Annotated in this window: 17 protein-coding genes and 2 pseudogenes; 14 read left to right on the top strand and 5 right to left on the bottom strand. The window is 55.2% G+C overall.

Features of this window, described 5'->3' with window-relative positions; all coding sequences use genetic code 11:
• Positions 1-34: 34 nt before the first annotated feature.
• The 14 genes and pseudogenes from NHAL_RS08415 to NHAL_RS20325 form a co-directional block, all read left to right on the top strand.
• Positions 35-283 (top strand): DUF433 domain-containing protein, encoded by a 249-nt coding sequence (locus NHAL_RS08415; protein WP_013032748.1) that lies wholly within the window; start codon positions 35-37, stop codon positions 281-283.
• Positions 273-629, top strand: coding sequence for a DUF5615 family PIN-like protein (locus tag NHAL_RS08420; protein WP_013032749.1), 357 nt, complete (start codon positions 273-275; stop codon positions 627-629). Before NHAL_RS08415 ends, NHAL_RS08420 begins: the two co-directional genes overlap by 11 nt.
• Before the next feature lie 195 nt (positions 630-824).
• Positions 825-1,543, top strand: a protein-coding gene (locus NHAL_RS20320) for an IS1 family transposase (protein WP_420804776.1) whose coding sequence is annotated in 2 segments (ribosomal slippage) — positions 825-1,095 and positions 1,095-1,543 — 720 coding nt in all. Because the reading frame shifts where the segments join, the coding sequence is not laid out codon by codon here.
• Between the two features lie 46 nt (positions 1,544-1,589).
• A complete protein-coding gene (locus NHAL_RS08435; protein ID WP_338040071.1) occupies positions 1,590-1,817 on the top strand; it encodes a DUF4160 domain-containing protein in 228 nt (75 codons plus the stop codon).
• Positions 1,772-2,086, top strand: a complete 315-nt coding sequence (locus NHAL_RS08440; protein WP_013032751.1) for a DUF2442 domain-containing protein — start codon at positions 1,772-1,774, stop codon at positions 2,084-2,086. Before NHAL_RS08435 ends, NHAL_RS08440 begins: the two co-directional genes overlap by 46 nt.
• 156 nt (positions 2,087-2,242) lie before the next feature.
• Positions 2,243-2,647 (top strand): BlaI/MecI/CopY family transcriptional regulator, encoded by a 405-nt coding sequence (locus NHAL_RS08445; protein ID WP_013032752.1) that lies wholly within the window; start codon positions 2,243-2,245, stop codon positions 2,645-2,647.
• Positions 2,647-3,642 (top strand): M56 family metallopeptidase, encoded by a 996-nt coding sequence (locus NHAL_RS08450; RefSeq protein WP_013032753.1) that lies wholly within the window; start codon positions 2,647-2,649, stop codon positions 3,640-3,642. Before NHAL_RS08445 ends, NHAL_RS08450 begins: the two co-directional genes overlap by 1 nt.
• Before the next feature lie 3 nt (positions 3,643-3,645).
• A complete protein-coding gene (locus tag NHAL_RS08455) occupies positions 3,646-4,950 on the top strand; it encodes a TolC family protein (RefSeq protein ID WP_013032754.1) in 1,305 nt (434 codons plus the stop codon).
• Positions 4,947-6,494: an efflux RND transporter periplasmic adaptor subunit gene (locus tag NHAL_RS08460; protein WP_013032755.1), complete on the top strand. Its 1,548-nt coding sequence runs from the start codon at positions 4,947-4,949 to the stop codon at positions 6,492-6,494. The genes NHAL_RS08455 and NHAL_RS08460 overlap by 4 nt, the downstream gene beginning before the upstream one ends.
• 7 nt (positions 6,495-6,501) lie before the next feature.
• Positions 6,502-9,609 (top strand): efflux RND transporter permease subunit, encoded by a 3,108-nt coding sequence (locus NHAL_RS08465; RefSeq protein WP_013032756.1) that lies wholly within the window; start codon positions 6,502-6,504, stop codon positions 9,607-9,609.
• A 764-nt stretch (positions 9,610-10,373) separates the two neighbouring features.
• Positions 10,374-10,775, top strand: a complete 402-nt coding sequence (locus tag NHAL_RS21530) for a hypothetical protein (RefSeq protein WP_013032759.1) — start codon at positions 10,374-10,376, stop codon at positions 10,773-10,775.
• A gap of 356 nt (positions 10,776-11,131) precedes the next feature.
• Entirely contained in the window at positions 11,132-11,641 is a 510-nt protein-coding gene (locus tag NHAL_RS08485; protein WP_013032760.1) for an SRPBCC family protein, read from the top strand.
• Between the two features lie 76 nt (positions 11,642-11,717).
• Positions 11,718-12,752 carry a methyltransferase gene (locus tag NHAL_RS08490; RefSeq protein ID WP_013032761.1) on the top strand — a complete coding sequence of 345 codons (1,035 nt, stop codon included), beginning with the start codon at positions 11,718-11,720 and terminating at the stop codon, positions 12,750-12,752.
• A 181-nt stretch (positions 12,753-12,933) separates the two neighbouring features.
• A pseudogene (locus tag NHAL_RS20325) lies at positions 12,934-13,434 on the top strand (IS607 family transposase); the annotation flags it as partial.
• Between the two features lie 106 nt (positions 13,435-13,540).
• On the opposite strand, the gene NHAL_RS08500 reads toward NHAL_RS20325, so the two are convergent.
• The 5 genes and pseudogenes from NHAL_RS08500 to NHAL_RS20330 form a co-directional block, all read right to left on the bottom strand.
• Positions 13,541-16,711, bottom strand: a complete 3,171-nt coding sequence (locus tag NHAL_RS08500) for an efflux RND transporter permease subunit (protein WP_013032762.1) — start codon at positions 16,709-16,711, stop codon at positions 13,541-13,543.
• Positions 16,708-17,841 carry an efflux RND transporter periplasmic adaptor subunit gene (locus NHAL_RS08505; RefSeq protein ID WP_203434377.1) on the bottom strand — a complete coding sequence of 378 codons (1,134 nt, stop codon included), beginning with the start codon at positions 17,839-17,841 and terminating at the stop codon, positions 16,708-16,710. Before NHAL_RS08505 ends, NHAL_RS08500 begins: the two co-directional genes overlap by 4 nt.
• A gap of 52 nt (positions 17,842-17,893) precedes the next feature.
• Positions 17,894-18,358, bottom strand: a pseudogene (locus NHAL_RS21880) (nitroreductase family protein); the annotation flags it as partial.
• Between the two features lie 27 nt (positions 18,359-18,385).
• Positions 18,386-19,111: an IS1 family transposase gene (locus tag NHAL_RS08515; RefSeq protein ID WP_083761439.1), complete on the bottom strand. Its 726-nt coding sequence runs from the start codon at positions 19,109-19,111 to the stop codon at positions 18,386-18,388.
• A gap of 78 nt (positions 19,112-19,189) precedes the next feature.
• Positions 19,190-19,360, bottom strand: a complete 171-nt coding sequence (locus NHAL_RS20330) for a nitroreductase family protein (protein ID WP_238985482.1) — start codon at positions 19,358-19,360, stop codon at positions 19,190-19,192.
• Positions 19,361-19,399: the final 39 nt, after the last annotated feature.

Consider the following 19,399-nt stretch of genomic DNA (forward strand, 5'->3'; position numbering starts at 1 on the left):
TCCTTTAAATTTTGCCCAACCACTGGAGAACATCATGGGTACTGAACGTATCGAACTGTTGGATGGCCGAATCACGATTGATCCGGATATATGCAATGGTAAACCTACCATTCGGGGTAAACGTATCACCGTGCAGACTATTTTAGAGTTTCTAGCGGCAGGCGACTCTGAGGAAGAAATTCTAAACCAGTATCCCAGCCTGGATTGTGAGGATATTCATGCCTGTCTTCGCTTTGCAGCGATTCTGGCCGAGAAGGAATTTACCGTTTCCCATGTCGCCTGATATGGCGGGTTTTCTCATCGACGCGAATCTTCTTTACCGGTTTGCACTGTGGCAAGGGCCGGAATACAGGCATGTCTTCGATCTCGACGATACCTGGCCCGATTCAGAAATTTGGGAATATGCCAAAGCGGAGGGATTGACCCTTGTTACGAAGGATGCTGATTTTTCTGCTCGGGCGATGGTGAGCGAACCACCTCCCCGGGTTATACACCTTCGGATTGGTAATCTACGGATACGTGATTTCCATTCACTATTGCAACAAATCTGGCCCCAAGTGCTCGTGCTCAATACTACTCACCGGTTGCTGACTGTATATCCAGATCGGATAGAGGGTGTTCGATTTTAACGCCAGATCATCGCTAAAAAGATTGATCATTGGTATTTGGTCTCGCGACAATAATTGTTTTATTTGATTGCAGAGCGCTGTAAGTAGCAGTAAGAAATAGATATGCCGACAATAAGCGCATTGGTAGTGCTGCATATTGAGTGATTATGCGCTATATTTATATTATGTATGTATAGATTTCTCAAGGAGATAGCCATGAACTGTCCCCGATGCGGTGGTACTCATATTGTCAAAAATGGGAGTAATGGGGTCGGGACACCCAAATTTTTATGCAAAGTCTGCGGTCGGCAATTCGTGGAGGACCCCAAGAATTGCTCCATTACTCAAGAGACGAAAGAGCTGATTGATAAATTGCTCTTAGAGAGAATTCCGCTGGCAGGGATTGTCCGAGTCACGGGCGTTTCAGAGCGCTGGTTGCAATATTATGTGAACGATAAATATGCGCATACACCGCGGCGAGTGGAGATAAAAAAAAGTCCAGAGCTCGTTTAACCCTTGAGTGCGATGAGCTTTGGTCGTTTGTCGCCAGAAAGGGCAATAAACAATGGGTGTGGTTAGCGTTCGATAGGGACACCCAAGAAGTTGTGGGGGTTTATATCGGCGATCGGAGTCAAACAGGGGCACAAGGATTATGGCAGTCCTTACCCGCCGTTTATCGGCAGCGGGCCGTAAGTTACACCGATTTTTGGGAAGCCTATGAGGCTATCTTCCCAGGGCCACGCCATCGCAGCGTGGGCAAAGAAACGGGACAAACAAGCCACATTGAACGCTTTAATTGTACGCTCAGACAGCGTGTTTCGCGTTTAGTCAGAAAAGCACTCTCTTTCTCCAAGAAATTAGAAAACCATGTCGGCGCTATTTGGTATTTTGTCCACCATTATAATGCGACCCTTTGCCCAACAACCCGATCCTGATTATCACTCATAATGCAGGACTACCAGCGCATTTTATGGAATCCTAATTCAGATGTTCTGGGCTGATCATGCGCCGCCTCACTTTCATGCGCTTTATGGGGAATATGAAGCGTTAATCGATATTCGAACTTTAGCGGTGATGCGAGGAACATTGCCGAGACGTGCGCTGGCGCTCGTTCTCGAATGGGCCTCGCTTCATCGCGAGGAACTAATGGAGAATTGGAAACTATGCGAGTCCCTGCAACAGCCAAAGAAAATCGATCCGCTGGATTAACGCCGAATGTCCCCTGGCGGGTTATCCAAGTTACCCCTCTCTCAGGTTATTGCCTACGCGTTCGGTTTGTTGATGGCACCGAAGGCGAGGTGGACATGACGGGACTAGTAAACAGGGTGCAAGCGGGTGTGTTTGAAAAGCTCCGTGACAGGGCGTTATTCGCGCAAGTGACGGTCAGTCTCGGCGCGGTGACCTGGCCTGGCGATATCGACTTGGCCCCAGACGCCATGTACGACGAGATTAGAAAAAATGGCAAATGGGTGCTTTGAGTGTGGCCGAGTACTCGGGAGTCATGGAAGATCCCAGAGTTTCAGCGATTTCTTGGAGACTGCTTTTACCGCCAAGATATGGACTCCACCAAAAACCGATTGACAATCGGTGTTTGGTCTCGCGACAATAATGGTCAGTTTGGAAGTAGCAGGGCGATGTTATCGATTCGGTCTTCATACCTGGGAGAGCTGGAAATTGCCGTTCTCGAACACCTGTGGTCCGCAGGGGCCATGGAGGCTAAAGGTGTGCATCAGGGGATTGGCATCCAGCGGGGGATTTCTTTGAATACCATCCAATCGACTTTGGAGCGGTTGTATCGAAAAAAACTGCTGAGCCGGGAGAAGGTCCGTCATGCTTATGTTTATGCGCCTACGGTGCAGCGGGAGGAACTGATGGCTCAATGGGTGGGGCAAGTGGTTCATGTCTTATCCAAAGGCAAGGACCACGATTTGTTATCAGCCTTTGTGGATTTTGCGGCTCGGGTGGATGAACATAACCTGGATCGCTTGGAGCAGTTAATTGCAGAGCGTCGTAAGCAGCAGCCAGAGGACTCGTCGTGATGGCGTTTGCAGAAGTTTTTTCGTTTGCTTTCGTGGCCTGGTTCGGGTTTGCCGGGGTGACCGCATTGCTCTGCGTTTTCCTTTATCCTGTGGCTCGTCATTGGTTTTGGTCCCTGCCGCCGGCGATACGGGCTAATCATGTGTTGGCCTGGACGGTGGCTCCTGCCGCAGTCGGATTGTTGTTGACCAGCTTTATTTTTTTACCCACCGTGTTAAGTCTTTTGGGGATCACCTCCGATCATTGCCAGGCTGATGGGGCGGGTTTTGCCTATCATTGCTTGTTGCATCCCTTCATATCAATGGAAAGAGAACTTCCCTGGTTTCTACTTTTCCCATTGACTGCGCTGGGGTTATTTTTTTTGGGGCAGATGATATGGGAATTGTGGCGTGTGCGCCGGTTAGTGCGTTCCCTCACCCTGGCAAGCGCTCCTGATGCTTCCCGTGGTATCTGGGTGGTCAAAAGCGAATGGCCCCTAGCCTTTGCGGCCGGTATTTCCCAGGCTCGGATTTTCATCTCCGAGAAATTAGTGCGTGACCTTGCGCCGCCCCAACTGGCGGTCGTCCTGGCCCATGAGCGTGCCCATCTCTGTCGTCATGATCCGGCCCGGTATTTTTTCGCCCGGGCCATGGCTTGCCTCCATGTTTCTTGGCTCCGCCGAAAATTGCTAGAAGACTTATCCCTGGCCGCCGAGCAGGCCTGTGACGAGGAGGCTGCCAAGCAGGTAGGCGACCGCTTGCTGGTGGCGGATGCCATTGTGCAAGTGGAGCGTTGGTGCCATCAGCAACGCCGCTCTGCACCTGTTCCCCTGCCTTCCTTTGTGGGCAGCCAGGTGGTGGCGCGGGTGGAATCTTTGCTGGCCAGCTCCCAGAAACCCGGCTGGATGTATCGAATGATGATTGGTGTTTCCATGGGTTTGGTGTTGATCGCCCTCCTGTTCGCTGCTGATCCCCTCCATCAACTGACTGAAGCTATGCTGGGATTTTTGGTGGAATAAGCGATGAGACCTCAGCTGCCAAGTGGTGCTGACAAAAAACCGATGCTCTATCGGTTTTTAGGAATCCGGTTGGCGGTGACGGTATGGTTGCTGTCGGTTCCTTGTTTTTTGGCTGCCTCGGAAACCCACGATTCTCCTGCTGAATGGCTTACCGCACAGGAAGCCATTCGTCTTGGGCTGTCCCGTCCGGAGGTGAATCGGTGGGTGGAAGGCCAGATTGGCGTGGCTCAGAGCGAAGCCGCCCAAACAGCCCTTTGGCCCAATCCCCAGCTTCAATATCAGCGGGAGGAAACCAATACCGGTGGGGGAGCTTCCATTGATGAATTCTTATGGCTGACTCAGAAATTCGATTTTTCTGGCCGCCGGGGATTACAGGTGAATGCGGCGAAGCAGCAGGTTCAAGCGACTCGACAGGAAGCCGAGTTTCGGCGTTTAGTGCTGACAGCAAAGATACGACAGGGGTTTTATCAGGTTCTGCACCAGTGGGAGTTGCTGCAGAACTTGGAACAGTGGTTTGAACGCCTGGGGGTGATCGAAACCGTGGTCCAGAAGCGGGAGGCCGCCGGTGAGATCTCGGGCTATGACCGTTTGCGGCTGACCCGGGAGCAGGCGGCGGCTCGGGCTCAGATGCAGAGCGAAGAGGCTGTCTATTATCGGGCTTGGGAACAGCTCCTGGGGATATTAGGGGCGAAGGAGAAAAAGACGGTTTACAGGGGGGTAACCGGTTCCCTGTTGCCCCAATCCCTGCCGCCATTAGAACGGTTGTTGCAAACTCTCATCTATCGCCCCGATTTGCAAAGCCTGGAGCAGCAGGCCAATGCCCATGCCTTGGAGCGCCAGGCCGCCGCCCGGGGTTGGATCCCGGATCTCACCCTCAGTCTAGGGAGTAAAAAGGCGAAAGATGCCTTTGGCAGTGATGCGGGGCCTTTTTTCAGCGCCGGGATCAATTTGCCCCTGTTTGATCGTCATCAGGCGAAACGGGATCGGGCTTCGGCCAGGCTCCAAGTGGTGCGCAGTGAGTACCAATTGGCCCTAACCGAGGCCCAAGGGGCGGTTCGTGGCCGCTGGCAGGAGGTGCGGCAGTTGGCCGCCACGGCCCGGGAAGTGCGCCGTAGGGATGTGGTTGCGGCCAGAGAGTTGGTGCGTACAGCAAAGGTCGCCTATGAAGGGGGGGAAATTGGAATCTTAGAGCTGCTTGATGCCTATCGGGAGGAAATGAATACGGTGACCCGCGCTTTGGAACTGGAGCGACGCGCCCGCCAGGCCCAGATTGAACTTGAGCGGTTGGCCGGAGAGGGCTTGTCATGAGGGGATTGAGGAGAACCGGGTGGTTATGGCTATTCTTTTTATTGGTGGCCTGTAGCGCTTCCCAAGCGCCGGTCCAGGACAATGCGCCTGAACTGGCAGGGATCAGTGCCACTGATTTTACGGATAAGACCCAGCTCTTTGTGGAGTTTCCTCCCCTGGTGGTGGGTCAGGAATCTCCCTTTGCAGCCCATTTGACCCGGCTTGAGGGTTTCCAGCCCATAGCGGAGGGGCGGGTGACCGTATTCTTGGGCGGGGGAGATCGTCCCCTCGAAAAATTTGTCGTTGATGCCCCCCAAATCCCCGGGATTTTCCGGCCGGTAGTTACGCCTCAGCATTCAGGGCGGCGGCAATTGGCTATCCGTTTGGTGGCGCCAGGAATGACTGTGACTCATCTACTGGGAGCGGTGACTGTTTATCCGGATCGGGAGGCAGCCGCTCAAGCCCATCCCCCTGAAGCGGAGGAGGAGGGCGGGATCACTTTCTTGCTTGAGCAGCAATGGCGGGTAGACTTTGCCCTCCAAGCGGTCCGCCAGCATACCCTCCAGGAGTCCGTTGCCGCCACGGGGGTAGTGGGTGCCCGGGCCGATGGAGAAGCTCAGATTCATGCGCCGACGGCGGGCCATCTCCTTACCCATGGCGCCGATTTTCCCCAGGTTGGCAGGTCCGTTGAGCAGGGTCAAATCCTGGCGGTAATTGCCCCCCATCTTGCCGCTGAAGCCGATTTCGCCTCCTTAGAATTGGCGGTGCAAAAGGCCCGTTCCCAATATCAATTCGCTGTCCATGAGCGCCAGCGCTTGGAAGGGTTGTGGGCGCAAAACGCGGCCCCCAAACATCGTCTAGTGGCGGCGCGGAAGGAGGAGGCCATCGCCAAGGCGGAACTGGAAGCCGCCCGGCGCCGCCTAGAGCAGTATCAACTCCAATCCTCTGGGGCTGTCTCGGGGGTGCCCGTCCGGGCGCCTATCAGCGGCACTGTGGCCCAGGTCCAGGTGGCGGCAGGCAGTTACTTGGAAGTAGGGCAGGCTTTATTCCACGTGGTGCAAACGGACCGCCTTTGGTTGGAAGCCCGAATTGCGGAGGCGGATCTGGGACGCTTGCACCATCCTACCGCCGCTTGGTTTGAAGTGGACGGCTTTGACCAGCCTTTCCGGATTAACCCGGAGCAGGGAGGGCAACGAGTGGCTTTTAGCACGGTGGTGGATAAAGTCAGCCGGACAACACCTTTGATATTTGAGTTTCCTAACCCCAATCAGGCCCTGCGGATTGGGATGTTTGCCCGGGTGCGGGTGCTGACGGGTAAAAAGGTTCATGATATCGCTGTTCCCCGCTCAGCCCTAGTGGATCACAACGGCCAAGAGGTGGTCTACGTGCTGGTAGGAGGGGAGTCTTTTGAGCGCCGCAACGTGCAATTGGGTATTCGCGAAGGGGACACTGTGCAGGTGTTGAAAGGACTCAACGCTGGCGAGTGGGTAGTTACCCAAGGGGCCTACCTGGTTCACTTGGCGGCGGCTTCGCCCGCCGCGCCGGGTCACGGTCACGCCCATTGAGGCTTCCATGATTGCCAAAATCATCCAATGGTCCCTGAAGCAACGCTTGTTAATTCTTCTTGGCGCTGCAGCCCTTTTAGTATGGGGCGGCGTGGAGACCGGGCGGATGCCGGTGGATGTGTTTCCCGATCTGACCGCGCCTAGGGTGACGGTGGTGGCCGAGGCCCATGGCATGGCCCCGGAGGAGGTGGAAACCTTGATCACTTTTCCCCTGGAGACGGCCTTTAATGGGGCTAGCGGCGTGCGGCGGGTGCGCTCTTCCAGCGGTGTGGGGATTGCGGTGATCACGATCGAATTTAACTGGGGGATGGATATTTATCGGGCGCGGCAGATCGTGGCCGAGAAACTGCAATTGGTGCGCGGCGCCCTTCCACCCCAGATTCCGCCGCCGGTGCTGGCGCCGGTGACTTCCATCATGGGCGAGATTATGTTCGTTGCCCTGACCTCCGATCGGCACAGCGCCCTTGAGCTCAAGACCAAGGCGGACTGGGTATTGCGCCGCCGCTTGCTGGCTGTCCCGGGGGTCGCCCAGGTGATTCCCATCGGCGGCGATACCAAACAATACCAGGTGATCATTCAGCCGGAACGCTTGGCCGCCTACGATATTGCGGTGGACCAAGTGGTGGAGGCGTTACGAAAGACCAATCAGAATATTTCGGCTGGGTTCTATGTGCAAGGAGGGCAAGAATACCTTATTCATGGGATAGGCCGGGTCCAGCGCCTGGAAGATATCCGCGAAACCCTCATCGCCCAGCGTGGCGACCAGCCGGTGCTGGTACGCCATGTGGCGGAGGTGGCCCTGGGTCCGGCCCCCAAGCGGGGTACCGGCGCTCATAATGGGGAAGCAGCGGTGATCATCGGGATCCAAAAGCAGCCCGACACCAATACCTTGGCGTTGACCGCACGTCTCGATGAGGTTTTGGCTGAGATCCAAACCGCCTTGCCGCCGGGAATGATTCTCAAAACCCATATTTTTCGGCAGGCGGATTTTATCACCGTAGCTATTGAGAACTTGTTAGAGGCCCTGCGGGATGGGGCCATCCTGGTGGTGGTCATTGTGTTTGCTTTTCTGATGAGCCTCCGGGCCAGCGTGATTACCTTGCTGGCCATTCCCCTGTCCCTGGTGACGGCCATTCTCGCCATGAAGGCCCTGGGAGCGAACTTCAATACCATGACCTTAGGGGGAATGGCCATTGCCCTGGGGGCCCTGGTGGACGACGCGATTATCGTGGTGGAAAATATTGTCCGCCGTCTTCGGGAAAATCAACAGCGAGAAAAGGAGCAACGGCGTTCCCCCGGTCGGGTGGTCTTGGCCGCGACCCGGGAGATCCAAGGCTCCATTGTTTTTGCCACCTTGATCATTATCTTGGTGTTTTTGCCTCTGTTTTTTCTCTCCGGGGTGGAAGGCCGCTTGATGCAGCCCCTAGGGTTGGCCTACATCATTTCCCTGGCGGCTTCCTTACTGGTCGCCATTACCGTCACCCCTGTGCTGAGCCTTTTGCTTTTGCCTCGGGCACGGATTGTCCACACCTACCGGGAGACCCGGTTAGTAGGGTCTCTTAAAAGGCACTATGAGCGGTTTCTTGCCGCCACGGTAACCCGTTGGAAAACCATTGCCCTGATGGCACTTATCGCCCTAGCCGCTACGTTAGGGGCTTTTGCTGGAGTGGGGCAATCCTTTTTGCCGCCCTTTAATGAAGGCAGTCTCACCATCAGCGCAGTGACTTTACCGGGGACCTCATTGGCCCAGTCTGATCGCCTAGGCCAAAGGGTGGAAAAAATTCTGCTCCAGTATCCGGAGGTGGTGGCCACCGCCCGCCGCACCGGCCGCGCCGAACTCGACCCCCATGCCCAGGCTATCTATGCCTCCGAGATTGATGTGAGCTTGAGCAGGGGAGAGCGGAGCAAAGAGGCTTTTCTCGCCGACCTGCGATCAGATTTAGCGGCTGTCTCTGGGATGCAAATCAATATTGGCCAGCCCATTTCCCACCGGATCGATCATATGCTCTCGGGCACGCGGGCCAATATTGCGGTCAAGATTTTTGGGCCTGATCTCTATGAATTGCGCCGGATTGGGCAGCAGGTCAAGACCGTGATGGAAGGAATACCCGGGGTGGTGGACCTGGCTATGGAGCAGCAGGCGGATATTCCCTTTCTGACGATTAAATTCAAACGCCAAGCCATCGCCCGCCATGGCCTGCAGGTGCAAGAGGTGGCGGAGGCAGTGACCACGGCTTTCTATGGGCAGTCTGTTTCTAAAATTCTAGAAGGCCAGTCCAGCTTTGATCTGGTAGTGCGCTATGACCCGAGAGTTAAAGCTGATCTGGAGGCCGTTCGGGCCACCTTGATCACTACCCCGGGCGGCGCCCGCTTGCCCCTCCACGCCCTGGCGGAGATCCGCAAGGATCGGGGGCCTAACACCATCAGCCGGGAAAATGTGCAGCGCAAAATGGTGGTCATGGCCAATGTGGCGGAGCGGGATCTGGTGGGCGTGGTGGAGGAAATACAACAGAGTGTCCGGCAAGGGGCCTCTCTGCCGGCAGGCTACCACATTGAGTACGGCGGTCAGTTCGAGAGCGCGGAAGCGGCTTCCCGCACCCTCTCCATCCTGGGGGTGCTGGTGGTTTTTGGGATTTTTTTGTTGCTGTTTATGGCCTTTAATTCAGCGCGGGATGCCGGTCTGGTCATGGTGAATCTGCCCCTGGCCCTCATGGGAGGCGTGATCGGCGTCTACTTGTCCGGGGGAATACTTTCCGTGGCTTCCCTGATTGGTTTTATTACCCTGTTTGGAATTGCGACCCGTAATGGGGTGATGATGATTGCCCATATCCATCACTTAGTGGAGAAAGAGGGGGTGCGGGAGCCCCTTACCGCCGTCATCCGGGGAGCCAGGGAACGCCTTATTCCCATTCTCATGACCGCTTTGGGTACGGCCCTGGCCCTTATTCCCCTGGCGTTGAGCGCCGGCGAACCGGGAAGTGAGATCCAAGCGCCCATGGCCATGGTGATCCTGTTTGGTCTTTTGACCTCAACCATGCTCAACATGGTGGTGGTGCCAGCTCTGTATCTGCGCTTTGGTGCGGTGAGGCAGATTCTCTATGATAGGGGTGCTTAATTGTGTTTGTGAAAGTAGATTGTCGTCTGAAAGGCAGTGGTTTTCTGAGAAAGATTGGGAACAATGGGATAAACAAATTGAGGAGGAGGCTAAATCGGGCAAATTAGATTTCCTCATAAAAGAGGCTGTTGAGGAAAAAAGTCAGGGACGACTTAAGGAACTTTGAATGCATAGGGCCACGAACCGGTTTTGGGAATGGTTGGAAAAGCTTCCAGAAGAGGCACAAATATTGGCACGGAAAAATTTCTCATTACTCAGGACCAACCCTCAATATCCTTCTCTTCATTTCAAGAAAGTTGGAAAGTTCTGGCCAGCCCGAGTTGGCCTCAACTATAGAGCTCTTGCGGTCGAAACTTCATGGAAAGTGGTGGGGATAAAATGCTGTAAACATGTCTCTAAAGCCTCTGCTTCCACAGCAATTCCCGCTCTGAACGGTTAAGTAGGTATCCTAGAGTTTTTCAGGCTGGTGGAAAACGGACACGCAGCCTCCCCTGGTCTCGGTTTAATAGACACGACTTGGAAAGTCAAGGGTCTAAAGAGCATGATAGGGGAAAAATAGCTCAAGGAAATGCTGAGAGCTGTGGCTACCCTTAGTGAGTGTGCCCCGCTTCATCAAAGAGGGTCTAGCACCTTATACCAATTTAATCAAAGAATGCAATTTATTAAGGCTTCAAGTGCTTGTTTAGACTGCATCTATACAATGCAAAATTACATGAAATTGGTATTACCGGGATCTGTTCTGCCGGGAGGTAGGTTTTGAACATGTGAGCCGATACGTGACGGGTCTGTTGCTCAGCTCCAATAAAACGCTGCAAGGAGTTTACGCCCAGCAGGTGTGGCCGGAGGCTCAAGGGGTGAGTCGACGGGCGATGCACACGACGGTATTTGAGGCGGGCTGGGACAGTGTAGGATTGATGGGACGGCATAGAGCGGTGGTGTCGGGAGCGCATCGGGGACGGGGCTTGGAAGTGATGAGCCTGTCCATAGAGCGTGTGGAGATTGTGCCGGATGACCCCTTCGTTGTAGGCTTCCTCAAACTTGAGCAACGAGGGATACTTCAACCCAAACACCACCAGCCCCGACATCAGCGCATCGGCCAGGGGTATCTGGCTGCGTTTGTTTCGATGCCCGGGCACAGTTTCAAAATATCGGCTACACACAGATGATTGAACTCGACAAAATCAAACGCTCGCCGGAACCACCGGGCGTACGTCTTCTCGTTGAGTGGGCTATAGCGGCTTAAATGACGAAAGGTGGTTTTGCCACGGAGACATATCCACGTCGTCAATAACACCTTCATGAACTTACGTTGTGCTGTGGAGAGACTGGACATTTGAGCTAAAAGGGGGTCTATTATCAAGGTAGGGGCCTCCGGTTATCGTCAAAAAATGGCGTTGTGGTAGACACCATTTTCCGATTTCAGCAGGCAGCAACGGGGTATAAAAACTGTCCGAACTATTGATAGAAATCTACTAAGAAAATTAATGTTTAATATCAACCAGAAAGAAAAGGGCTGAGCGATATGTTCAATTTAGGCAACATGCTCAATTTAGGCTCTACTGATCCAGTAATTGGTAAAGCGGATACCATAATCAGGTGCTCAAGCAGAGAGTTGTTCAAATATATTGGAGAAGATCTATTTCAGAATTACCCAAAATGGTCGCCAGAGGTCAAAGAACTGGCGCAGCTCACTTCCGGCCCAGTAAAACTGGGAACTGTGGGCAGGCAGGTGCGTGTAGACCAGGGACGCCGCAGCGAATCGAAGTTTAAAGTTTCTGCATTTGAACCTGATGTACGGCTAACATTTACTGGGGTTTCTGAACCTTTTCGTTGCACTTATGAATTACAGGAAATCACCCCTGAAGAATCGGTTAAACTAACTTTTTCTTTTGAATTACTTGAACTCTTAGCAGTCATGCGGCCTGTAGAAGGGCTTGTCCGTGCGGCGGTAAAAAATGGCGCCGTGAAAACGGTGCAAAATATTAAGCAACTAATTGAAACCGATCAAGTCGCGAATACCCCATCTCAATAATTAAGTATTGCTCAATTTTTAATTTAGTAGTGATTACTTTAGTCTTCACTAACACATTAAAGTAAAAGGATAACTTATGGCACAAGATTTTTTCTTGAAAATGCAGGCACCCCAAGTAGACGACCGCCCAATGTGGGATGTTATATTTGCGGTTTACGGCTATCCTGCATTACTGCTAGCGCATAAACTGAAAATTTTTTCCTTTCTTGCTGATGGTGCGCGTACACTTGCAGATATCTGCAACTCGCTAAACATTAAAAAACGACCAGCCGAAGCAATTTTAACAGTTGCTACGTCATTGGGCTTTTTATCTTTACAAGATGGACGTTATGCGCTTACTACAATTTCCAAAGATTATTTACTCGAAAGCAGCCCTAACTATTTCGGATTCTTTTGGGATCTGATGATTGACAACTATCAGGTGTGCTCCTTTCAGAATCTAGAAAGGGCGGTAGCAACAGATTCTCCTCAGGCCTATGGAGGAGGCGATATTTTCAAGTCCCATGAAGAACAAATAGAGCTGCTTCACCGTTTTACCCATGGAATGCATAGTATCAGCCAAGCTTCTTCCCTCTTTTGGCCAAAGCTCATGGATTTTTCCCGGCATCGTCTGATGCTGGATATTGGTGGAGGCTCTGGCGCTCACTCGATCGGCGCGGCTTTAAAACTGCCAAATCTACAAGCATTAGTTCTTGATTTTCCTCAAGTGTGTGAATTAGCTCAAAAATACATCACTCAGTATGGAGTACAAGACCGGGTCAAAACACATGAAGCCAATATCTGGAGCGATCATTGGCCGTCAGCCGATCTTCACTTTTTCTCAAATATGTATCATGATTGGCCAATAGAAAAGTGTAGTTTTTTGACGGATAAGAGCTTTATGAGCCTGGAGTCCGGAGGGCGAATCATTATCCATGAAATGCTTTATAATGATGAAAAAACAGGTTCTTTTGCACCAGCTGCATACAGCATGATGATGATGGGTTGGACAGAAGGCAGGCAATACTCTGGATTGGAATTGTCTGAAATGTTGCAGAAGTCTGGCTTTGAGGAAATTCAAGTACAGCCGTCTTTTGGATATTACAGTATAGTTACTGGCCTAAAACCATAGCAAGTATGATCAACTAGATATTACGCACCGCGACTGAAATTCCAACGGCTCTTCCGGAAAGCAGTTGAAGGGTCTACCATCGGATTTTGCAGGTAGCGGGCGAACTTTAAAGAGGTTAGCCTAGGTTTAGGATGGGGATGTGGCTCTTGGGGTCAGTGGCTGTGAGAGCAGTTTACTAGGCTTGAAATGCCGTCCCCGTCCTCAGAGATTAGTAAAAATTGGTGAAGCCGCCAAATTGCTAGGCACTACCCCGGATACGCTCAGAAAATGGGAAGCATCCGGGGAGCTGTTACCCGCCAGAAAAACCAAAGGCGGAACCCGTTATTACGCTGTAGCGGATTTGCTTGGTTTAGCGGGCGAGAGCAGCCCAACGGTTTGCTATGCCCGTGTCAGCAGCGATGAGCAAAAGGAAGAGCTTGATCGTCAGCATGCCATGCTAGAGGCTTACTGTGCGGCCAAAGGATGGAAAGCCGAGACGATTAAAGATCTCGGTTCAGGGATGAATGACCGGAAAAAAGGCTTAAACAGGCTGCTTGAGCTTATTCTACGGGGAAAGATGCGGCGGCTAGTGATTACTCACAAAGACCGGCTATTGAGGTTTGGCGCAGAGTTGATTTTTACCCTCTGCGAAATTCAAGGCATTGAGATTGTGATTATCCATAAAGGTGAGCCACCCAGTTTTGGGATGGACCCAATACACACAACACACAGACAGCAAGAGGAGGTTAAGACAATGTCCTTATCTGCCTTCATTTTTGATAGGCCAGCGGGCAGGGTTGATGGCATCGTCATTCAGCGGACGAGGACGTCGGTGGTGGCGCTGCCAGCTTCTCTGGCCTCGGTCGCTCCGGCTTCCGGCTGGTCTTCTCTCGCATCCATTGAAAGACGACGTAGAGCATCGGGATAACGAACACGCCGATGGCGGACGCCGCCAGCATGCCAAAGAAGACCGGCGTGCCGACAGCCTGCCGGCTCGCAGCACCCGGCCCTGTCGCGATCACCAGCGGCAGAAGCCCTAGGATGAAAGCAAAGCTGGTCATCATCACGGGACGGAAGCGCAGCCGTGCCCCTTCAATGGCGGAATCAATCAGCGACTTGCCGGCGTTGCGCTGGGCAAGCGCAAACTCGACGATCAGGATGGCGTTCTTGGCCGCAAGGGCAATCAGCACCACAAGCCCAATCTGCGCATAGACGTCGAATGTCAATCCTGCGAGCCAGACCGCCACAACGGCCCCCAGTACGCCGACGATGACCGAGAGCAGCACCGGAATTGGGACATTCCAGCTCTCATAGAGGGCGACGAGGAAGAGATAAGCGAAGACCACCGCAAGCCCGAGCACGATGCCGGTCTTTCCGGCCGCCTCCTTCTCCTGAAACGCCGTTCCGGTCCACTCGAAAGCATAGCCTGCGGGCAGGGTCGTCGCCGACAGCCGCTCCATCGCCACGAGCGCCTCACCGCTGCTGTAGCCGGGTGCCGGAGCGCCGTTGACGATGGCCCCTCGGAAGTTGTTGTAGCGGGTCAGCGCCCGGGGCCCGAGCACCAGGCGCGCCTCGGCGAGGGCTCGGATCGGCACCATCTCGCCTTGGTCGTTCTTCACGTGAATCCGATAAATGTCCTTGATCTGGGAGCGGTAATCGACCTCGGCCTGGATGTTGACCTGCCAGGTCCGGCCGAACAGGTTGAAGTCATTGACGTAATAGCCGCCGAGTGTGGCCTGCAGGGCAGTGAAGATGTCGTCGATGGCCACGCCAAGCGTCTGGGCCTTTTCGCGGTTGACGTCGAGATAGATCTGCGGCGTGTCGGCGGCGAAGGTGGAGAAGACGCCGGCCAGCGCCGGCTCCTGGTTAGCGGCAAGGGTCAATCCCCGCACCACGGCCGCAATGTCGGCTGCCGACTGCCCCTGGAGGGACTCCAGCGCGTACTCGAACCCGCCAGTCGAGCCGAGACCGACAATCGGTGGCACGTTGAGGGGAACGGCGGTGCCACCGGAGATCGCCGCGAACTGCGGCCGTAGGCGCTCAATCACCGCCGCCACGCTCAGGTCCGGGTCTTCGCGCTCGGCGTAGGGTTTGAGCCGGGCTACGAAGAACGCGCTGTTGGAGGCGGCGCTGTTGCTGATAAAGTCCATCCCAATGACGCCGAGCACGTGCTCAACGGCGGGATCGGCCTGCATGATCGCCTCGACCTCGCGCGCGATCGCCGAAGTGCGGTTCTGGGAGGCGCCCTCGGGAAGCTGCAGGATCGCGAACATCGCGCCTTGGTCTTCCTCGGGCAGAAACCCCTGGGGCGTCACGCTGAAGACGCCGCCCGTGAGCGCGAACGCGCCAACAATCAACACGATGGAGACAATGCTGATCCGGACGAGTTTGCGCACCACCCAAGTGTAGCCCGTGGTCAGCTTGTCGATGCCGGCGAGCATCCAGCCGACCGGGCCTCGCGGCCGGTGGTGGCCCGCCTGGAGCAGCATGGCACACAGCGCCGGCGACAAAGTCAGGGCGTTAATCGCTGAAATCACCATCGCCGTCGACACGGCAACGGCGAACTGGCGGAACAACTCGCCCGAGATGCCCGGGATGAAGGCTACCGGCACGAAGACGGAGAGCAGCACCAGGGTGATGGCGATGATGGGCGCGGTGATCTCGTCCATTGCCTTCCGTGTCGCCTCCTTGACTGAGAGGTGGGGTTTCTCCTCCATCACCCGTTCGACGTTCTCGATCACGATGATGGCGTCGTCGACGACGATGCCGATGGAGAGCACGAGGGCGAGGAGCGAGACCGTGTTGGCGCTGTAGCCGATGACCAGCAGCACCGCGAAGGTGCCGATGATCGACACGGGCACGGCCACCAGCGGGATGATCGTCGTTCGCAGCTTGCCGAGGAACACGAAGACCACGAGCGCCACGAGCACGAACGCCTCCAATAGCGTCTGGATGATGGCCTTGATGGTCGAGGTCACGAACACGGTCGTGTCGTACATGGTCAGATATTCGAGATCGTCCGGGAAACGTTGGGCGAGCTCCTCCATACGGGCGGTGACCCGCTCCGCAACGGCGATGGCGTTCGCGCCGGGCGACTGATAGATCCCGATCGCGGCACTCGGTTGACCGTTGAAGCGGCTGAACCGGTCGAAGGTCTGGGCTCCCAACTCGACCCGAGCCACGTCACGGACCCGGACCACCGAGCCGTCGGGGTTGGCGCGGACGATGATGTTCCCAAACTCTTGCTCGCTCGTCAGGCGTCCCTGGGTGCTGATGGTGAGCTGAACCTGCTGGTCCGGGTTTAGCGGTGCGGCGCCAATACGCCCGACCGCCGCCTGAACATTCTGGGCCCGGATGGCCGCCGCGACTTCGACTGGGGTGAGCTGGAAGTTCGTGAGCTTGTCGGGATCGAGCCAGATGCGCATCGAGTAGTCGAGGGCGCCGAACAGCATGGCGTCGCCGACGCCGGGGATGCGCTTGAGGGTGTCAATGACGTTGATCGTTGCGTAGTTGCTCAGATAGAGCTGATTGAAGGTGCCATTGGGCGAGTAAAGTTGGATAACCTGTAGTAGCCCCGAGGACCGCTTTTCCACCGAGAGTCCCTGCCGGCTCACCTCTTCTGGAAGCAACGGCTCGGCGAGCGCCACCCGGTTCTGCACGTTCACCGTATTGATATCGGGGTTGGTGCCGAGGGCGAAGGTCACGGTCAACGTGTACCCGCCGTCGGCGGAAGAGGTCGACTGCATGTAGAGCATATCGGAGACGCCGACGACCTGCTGCTCGATGGGCTGGGCCACGGTCGCCTCAACCACCTCCGCGTTGGCGCCCGGGTAGCTGGCCGTCACCTGGACCTGGGGGGGGACAATGTCCGGAAACTGCGCGACCGGAATCGCAAAGATGGCGAGAACGCCGGCGAGGGTGAGGACAATCGAAACAACGAAGGCGAACCGTGGCCGCTCGATGAAGATCCGGGAGATCATGGCTTAGCCTCCGATGCCGCGACGACTTGTCCTGGCCGAACCTTCTGTAGGCCCTCAACAATGACTTGCTCGCCTTTCCGGAGACCTTCGGTAACGGTGATGCCGCTGCCCTGTGGGCTGCCCGTGCGGATACGGCGCTGCTCGGCCTTGCTCTCCTTGTTGACAACCAGCACGTACGGGCCCGCCTGGTCAACGGCGATTGCCGCCTGCGGGATCACCAGCGCCTGCTCAGGCCGTTCCTGCTCGACAATCACGCCGACAAGCTGAGCAGCGACGAGGATCTGCTGGGGATTGGGAATCGTCGCGCGGACCGTCACCGTATCGGTCGTCGGATCGGCCTGGACATCGACGAAGTTGATCGTCCCAGTCTCGCCGTAGGTCGAGCCATCCGGCAGCCGGACCTTCACCGCGACGGCTCGCGGATTCCGACCGCGGGTTTCGGCGGTCCTGCGCACCTCGAGCAGTTGGCGCGCGCTCACCGGAAAGCTAACGTACATCGGATCCTGGCTGACGATGGTCGCGAGCGGATCGCTGGAGGGCGTCACGAAGTCGCCGACAGAGAAGGGGGAGCGGCTAATCTTGCCGTCGATGGGGGCCGTGATGTCGGTGTAGCCCAGGTCGAGCTTGGCACGCTCGAGGATAGCCCGCAGCCGCTGCAGCTCGCCGAGCGCCTGTACATGCTTGGCTTCGGCCTGATCCAACTCTGCCTGGGCGACCAGCTTACGCTTCACTAGCTTCTCCCGGCGATCGACCTCGATCTGGGCCAGGCGCAGCGTCCCTTTAGCCGCCGTGATCTGGCCCTGAATCTTTTTGATCTCCGCCTCGTAAGGGGCCTTTTCCAACATGAACAGCAGTTCCCCAGCTTTGACGTCATCACCTTCTTTAAAGCGACGCTGCTCGATGAACCCCTCGACCCGGGCACGCAGATCCACTGTATCGACCGCCTCGATGCGGCCATTGAACGTGACAGAGGGTGTGACGTCCTGCTGCTCGACGCTGGCGACCATTACTGCCGGCGGCGGCGCGACCTGCTGGGCCTGCTCTTCCTCGCCGCACGCACCGAGTAGGAGTGCGCCGGCGAGTAATGATAGGCGCACAAACGCCCGTAGCCATGGTAAGGGCATCTTCATCTTCTTCTTTCATTCCAGGAGGCTTGAAAGTAGGCATCTTGGATTCACATCCTTAACACCACCGCTGCGGGTTCCCCCACTTTCCACCGAAGACGAACTCACTCAACGGTTTGCGTTGTCTCAACGTCCGGTCGCGTTCGCGTAGGCGCTCGGGAAGGTTAGCCGGATCCCCCTTATAGCCGATTGCCAGCCCCGTCCAGGCCTCGCATCCCTCAGGGATTCCGTATACCTCGCGTGCCCTATCCGGCAGTATGCCAATCATTTGATGGACAAATAGACCTCGTGCCGTTGCTTCCAGAACCAGGTTGCCGGCCGCAAGGCCAAGATCATGAACGGCGGCTCGATTATCCTTGCCATTGCGCGTGAATTTCAGACTCACCACGCCCAAAGCGAGAACCGGCGCATTGCGCGCCCAGACCTGATTTCCCTCGTTAAGGCAGGAAAGTAGCTGTTGAAATTGTTCCGGGTCCTCCTTGGTGGCCACGATATAGCGCCACGGTTGCTCGTTATAAGAAGAGGGGTAGTGCTCAAAAAGTAATGCTGCTCAGGGTTGTCGTATAACTTCTTGGTTGTAATGACAAATAAAGAATTTGATTGCCCCGATGTGGTTGGCCAGTTTTTTCGAAAATGAAAGGGTTTGACGAACCAAGCGCGAGACGCGCTGACGCAAGGTGCAGTTAAACCGTTCGATGGCATTGGTTTGCCCCGAGCCCTTGGGACACACTTGATGCTGCGCTGGGGGAATAATGCCCCGATAGGCCTCCCAGTCGTCAGTGGAAAAAGTGGCGTATTTGCGATAGCTTGCCGGAAGGCGTAGCCACAGCTCACGGGCACTGTCCCGTGAGCGGTCACCAACATAGAAGGCCAATACTTGGCGCGAGCAGGGATCGAGCGCCAGCCAGAGCCATTGCTTGTTCGCTTTACAGCCAACAAAGCTCCATAATTCATCGGCTTGGACTTCTAAACAAAACATCTCAATGGCCCGATCGGGTGAGACCGATTGAACACCCAGGTCATCAGGCAAGTGCGCGTATAGCTCATCGATAAACTGCAGCAACCACGTCAAACTCACCTCCAGTACCCGACAAATGCCTCGCAACGACAGCCGCTCTAGCAGCAATTTTTTAACCAAGGCGCGCGTGGTCTCGTCAATACGATGGGCGTCGGCCACAAACTGCCGCCCGCAGTTCAGACAGGCGTGATTTTGTTTACTGTAGTGGGTGCGACCGTTTTTCTTAATGTGCGATAATTCGCAACGTGGGCAACGCAAGTTGTTCATCAGAGCGACTCCTTGTGAAGAAAGTTTGGTCGCTTCCTATTACAACGGAGTCGCTCTGTTTTCACAAACTCAAAGCATTACTTTTTGAGCACCACCAGAAGAGGGAGCCCAGCGTGCCGCCTCGAACAGGGCACATAAATCTGCTTCTTCAACCGGTTGGCTTGCAAACGCATAGGGACTCCAGCGTTCCGCGAGCAGTTCCTGGATAGGATGGTTCGTCGATGCTTTCTTGTCAGCCATAAACTACTCCTTGCTGTCTGTGGGATGCCTCACCCTGTG

Source organism: Nitrosococcus halophilus Nc 4 (assembly GCF_000024725.1).
Taxonomy (GTDB): domain Bacteria; phylum Pseudomonadota; class Gammaproteobacteria; order Nitrosococcales; family Nitrosococcaceae; genus Nitrosococcus; species Nitrosococcus halophilus.

Bases quoted from the DNA above. Each gene is read 5' to 3' on its own strand.
- NHAL_RS08415 (WP_013032748.1), top strand. From the start codon at position 35: ATGGGTACTGAACGTATCGAACTGTTGGATGGCCGAATCACGATTGAT.
- NHAL_RS08420 (WP_013032749.1), top strand. From the start codon at position 273: ATGTCGCCTGATATGGCGGGTTTTCTCATCGACGCGAATCTTCTTTAC.
- NHAL_RS08440 (WP_013032751.1), top strand. From the start codon at position 1,772: ATGCGAGTCCCTGCAACAGCCAAAGAAAATCGATCCGCTGGATTAACG.
- NHAL_RS08445 (WP_013032752.1), top strand. From the start codon at position 2,243: ATGTTATCGATTCGGTCTTCATACCTGGGAGAGCTGGAAATTGCCGTT.
- NHAL_RS08450 (WP_013032753.1), top strand. From the start codon at position 2,647: ATGGCGTTTGCAGAAGTTTTTTCGTTTGCTTTCGTGGCCTGGTTCGGG.
- NHAL_RS08455 (WP_013032754.1), top strand. From the start codon at position 3,646: ATGAGACCTCAGCTGCCAAGTGGTGCTGACAAAAAACCGATGCTCTAT.
- NHAL_RS08460 (WP_013032755.1), top strand. From the start codon at position 4,947: ATGAGGGGATTGAGGAGAACCGGGTGGTTATGGCTATTCTTTTTATTG.
- NHAL_RS08465 (WP_013032756.1), top strand. From the start codon at position 6,502: ATGATTGCCAAAATCATCCAATGGTCCCTGAAGCAACGCTTGTTAATT.
- NHAL_RS08485 (WP_013032760.1), top strand. From the start codon at position 11,132: ATGTTCAATTTAGGCAACATGCTCAATTTAGGCTCTACTGATCCAGTA.
- NHAL_RS08490 (WP_013032761.1), top strand. From the start codon at position 11,718: ATGGCACAAGATTTTTTCTTGAAAATGCAGGCACCCCAAGTAGACGAC.
- NHAL_RS08500 (WP_013032762.1), bottom strand. From the start codon at position 16,711: ATGATCTCCCGGATCTTCATCGAGCGGCCACGGTTCGCCTTCGTTGTT.
- NHAL_RS08505 (WP_203434377.1), bottom strand. From the start codon at position 17,841: ATGAAGATGCCCTTACCATGGCTACGGGCGTTTGTGCGCCTATCATTA.
- NHAL_RS20330 (WP_238985482.1), bottom strand. From the start codon at position 19,360: ATGGCTGACAAGAAAGCATCGACGAACCATCCTATCCAGGAACTGCTC.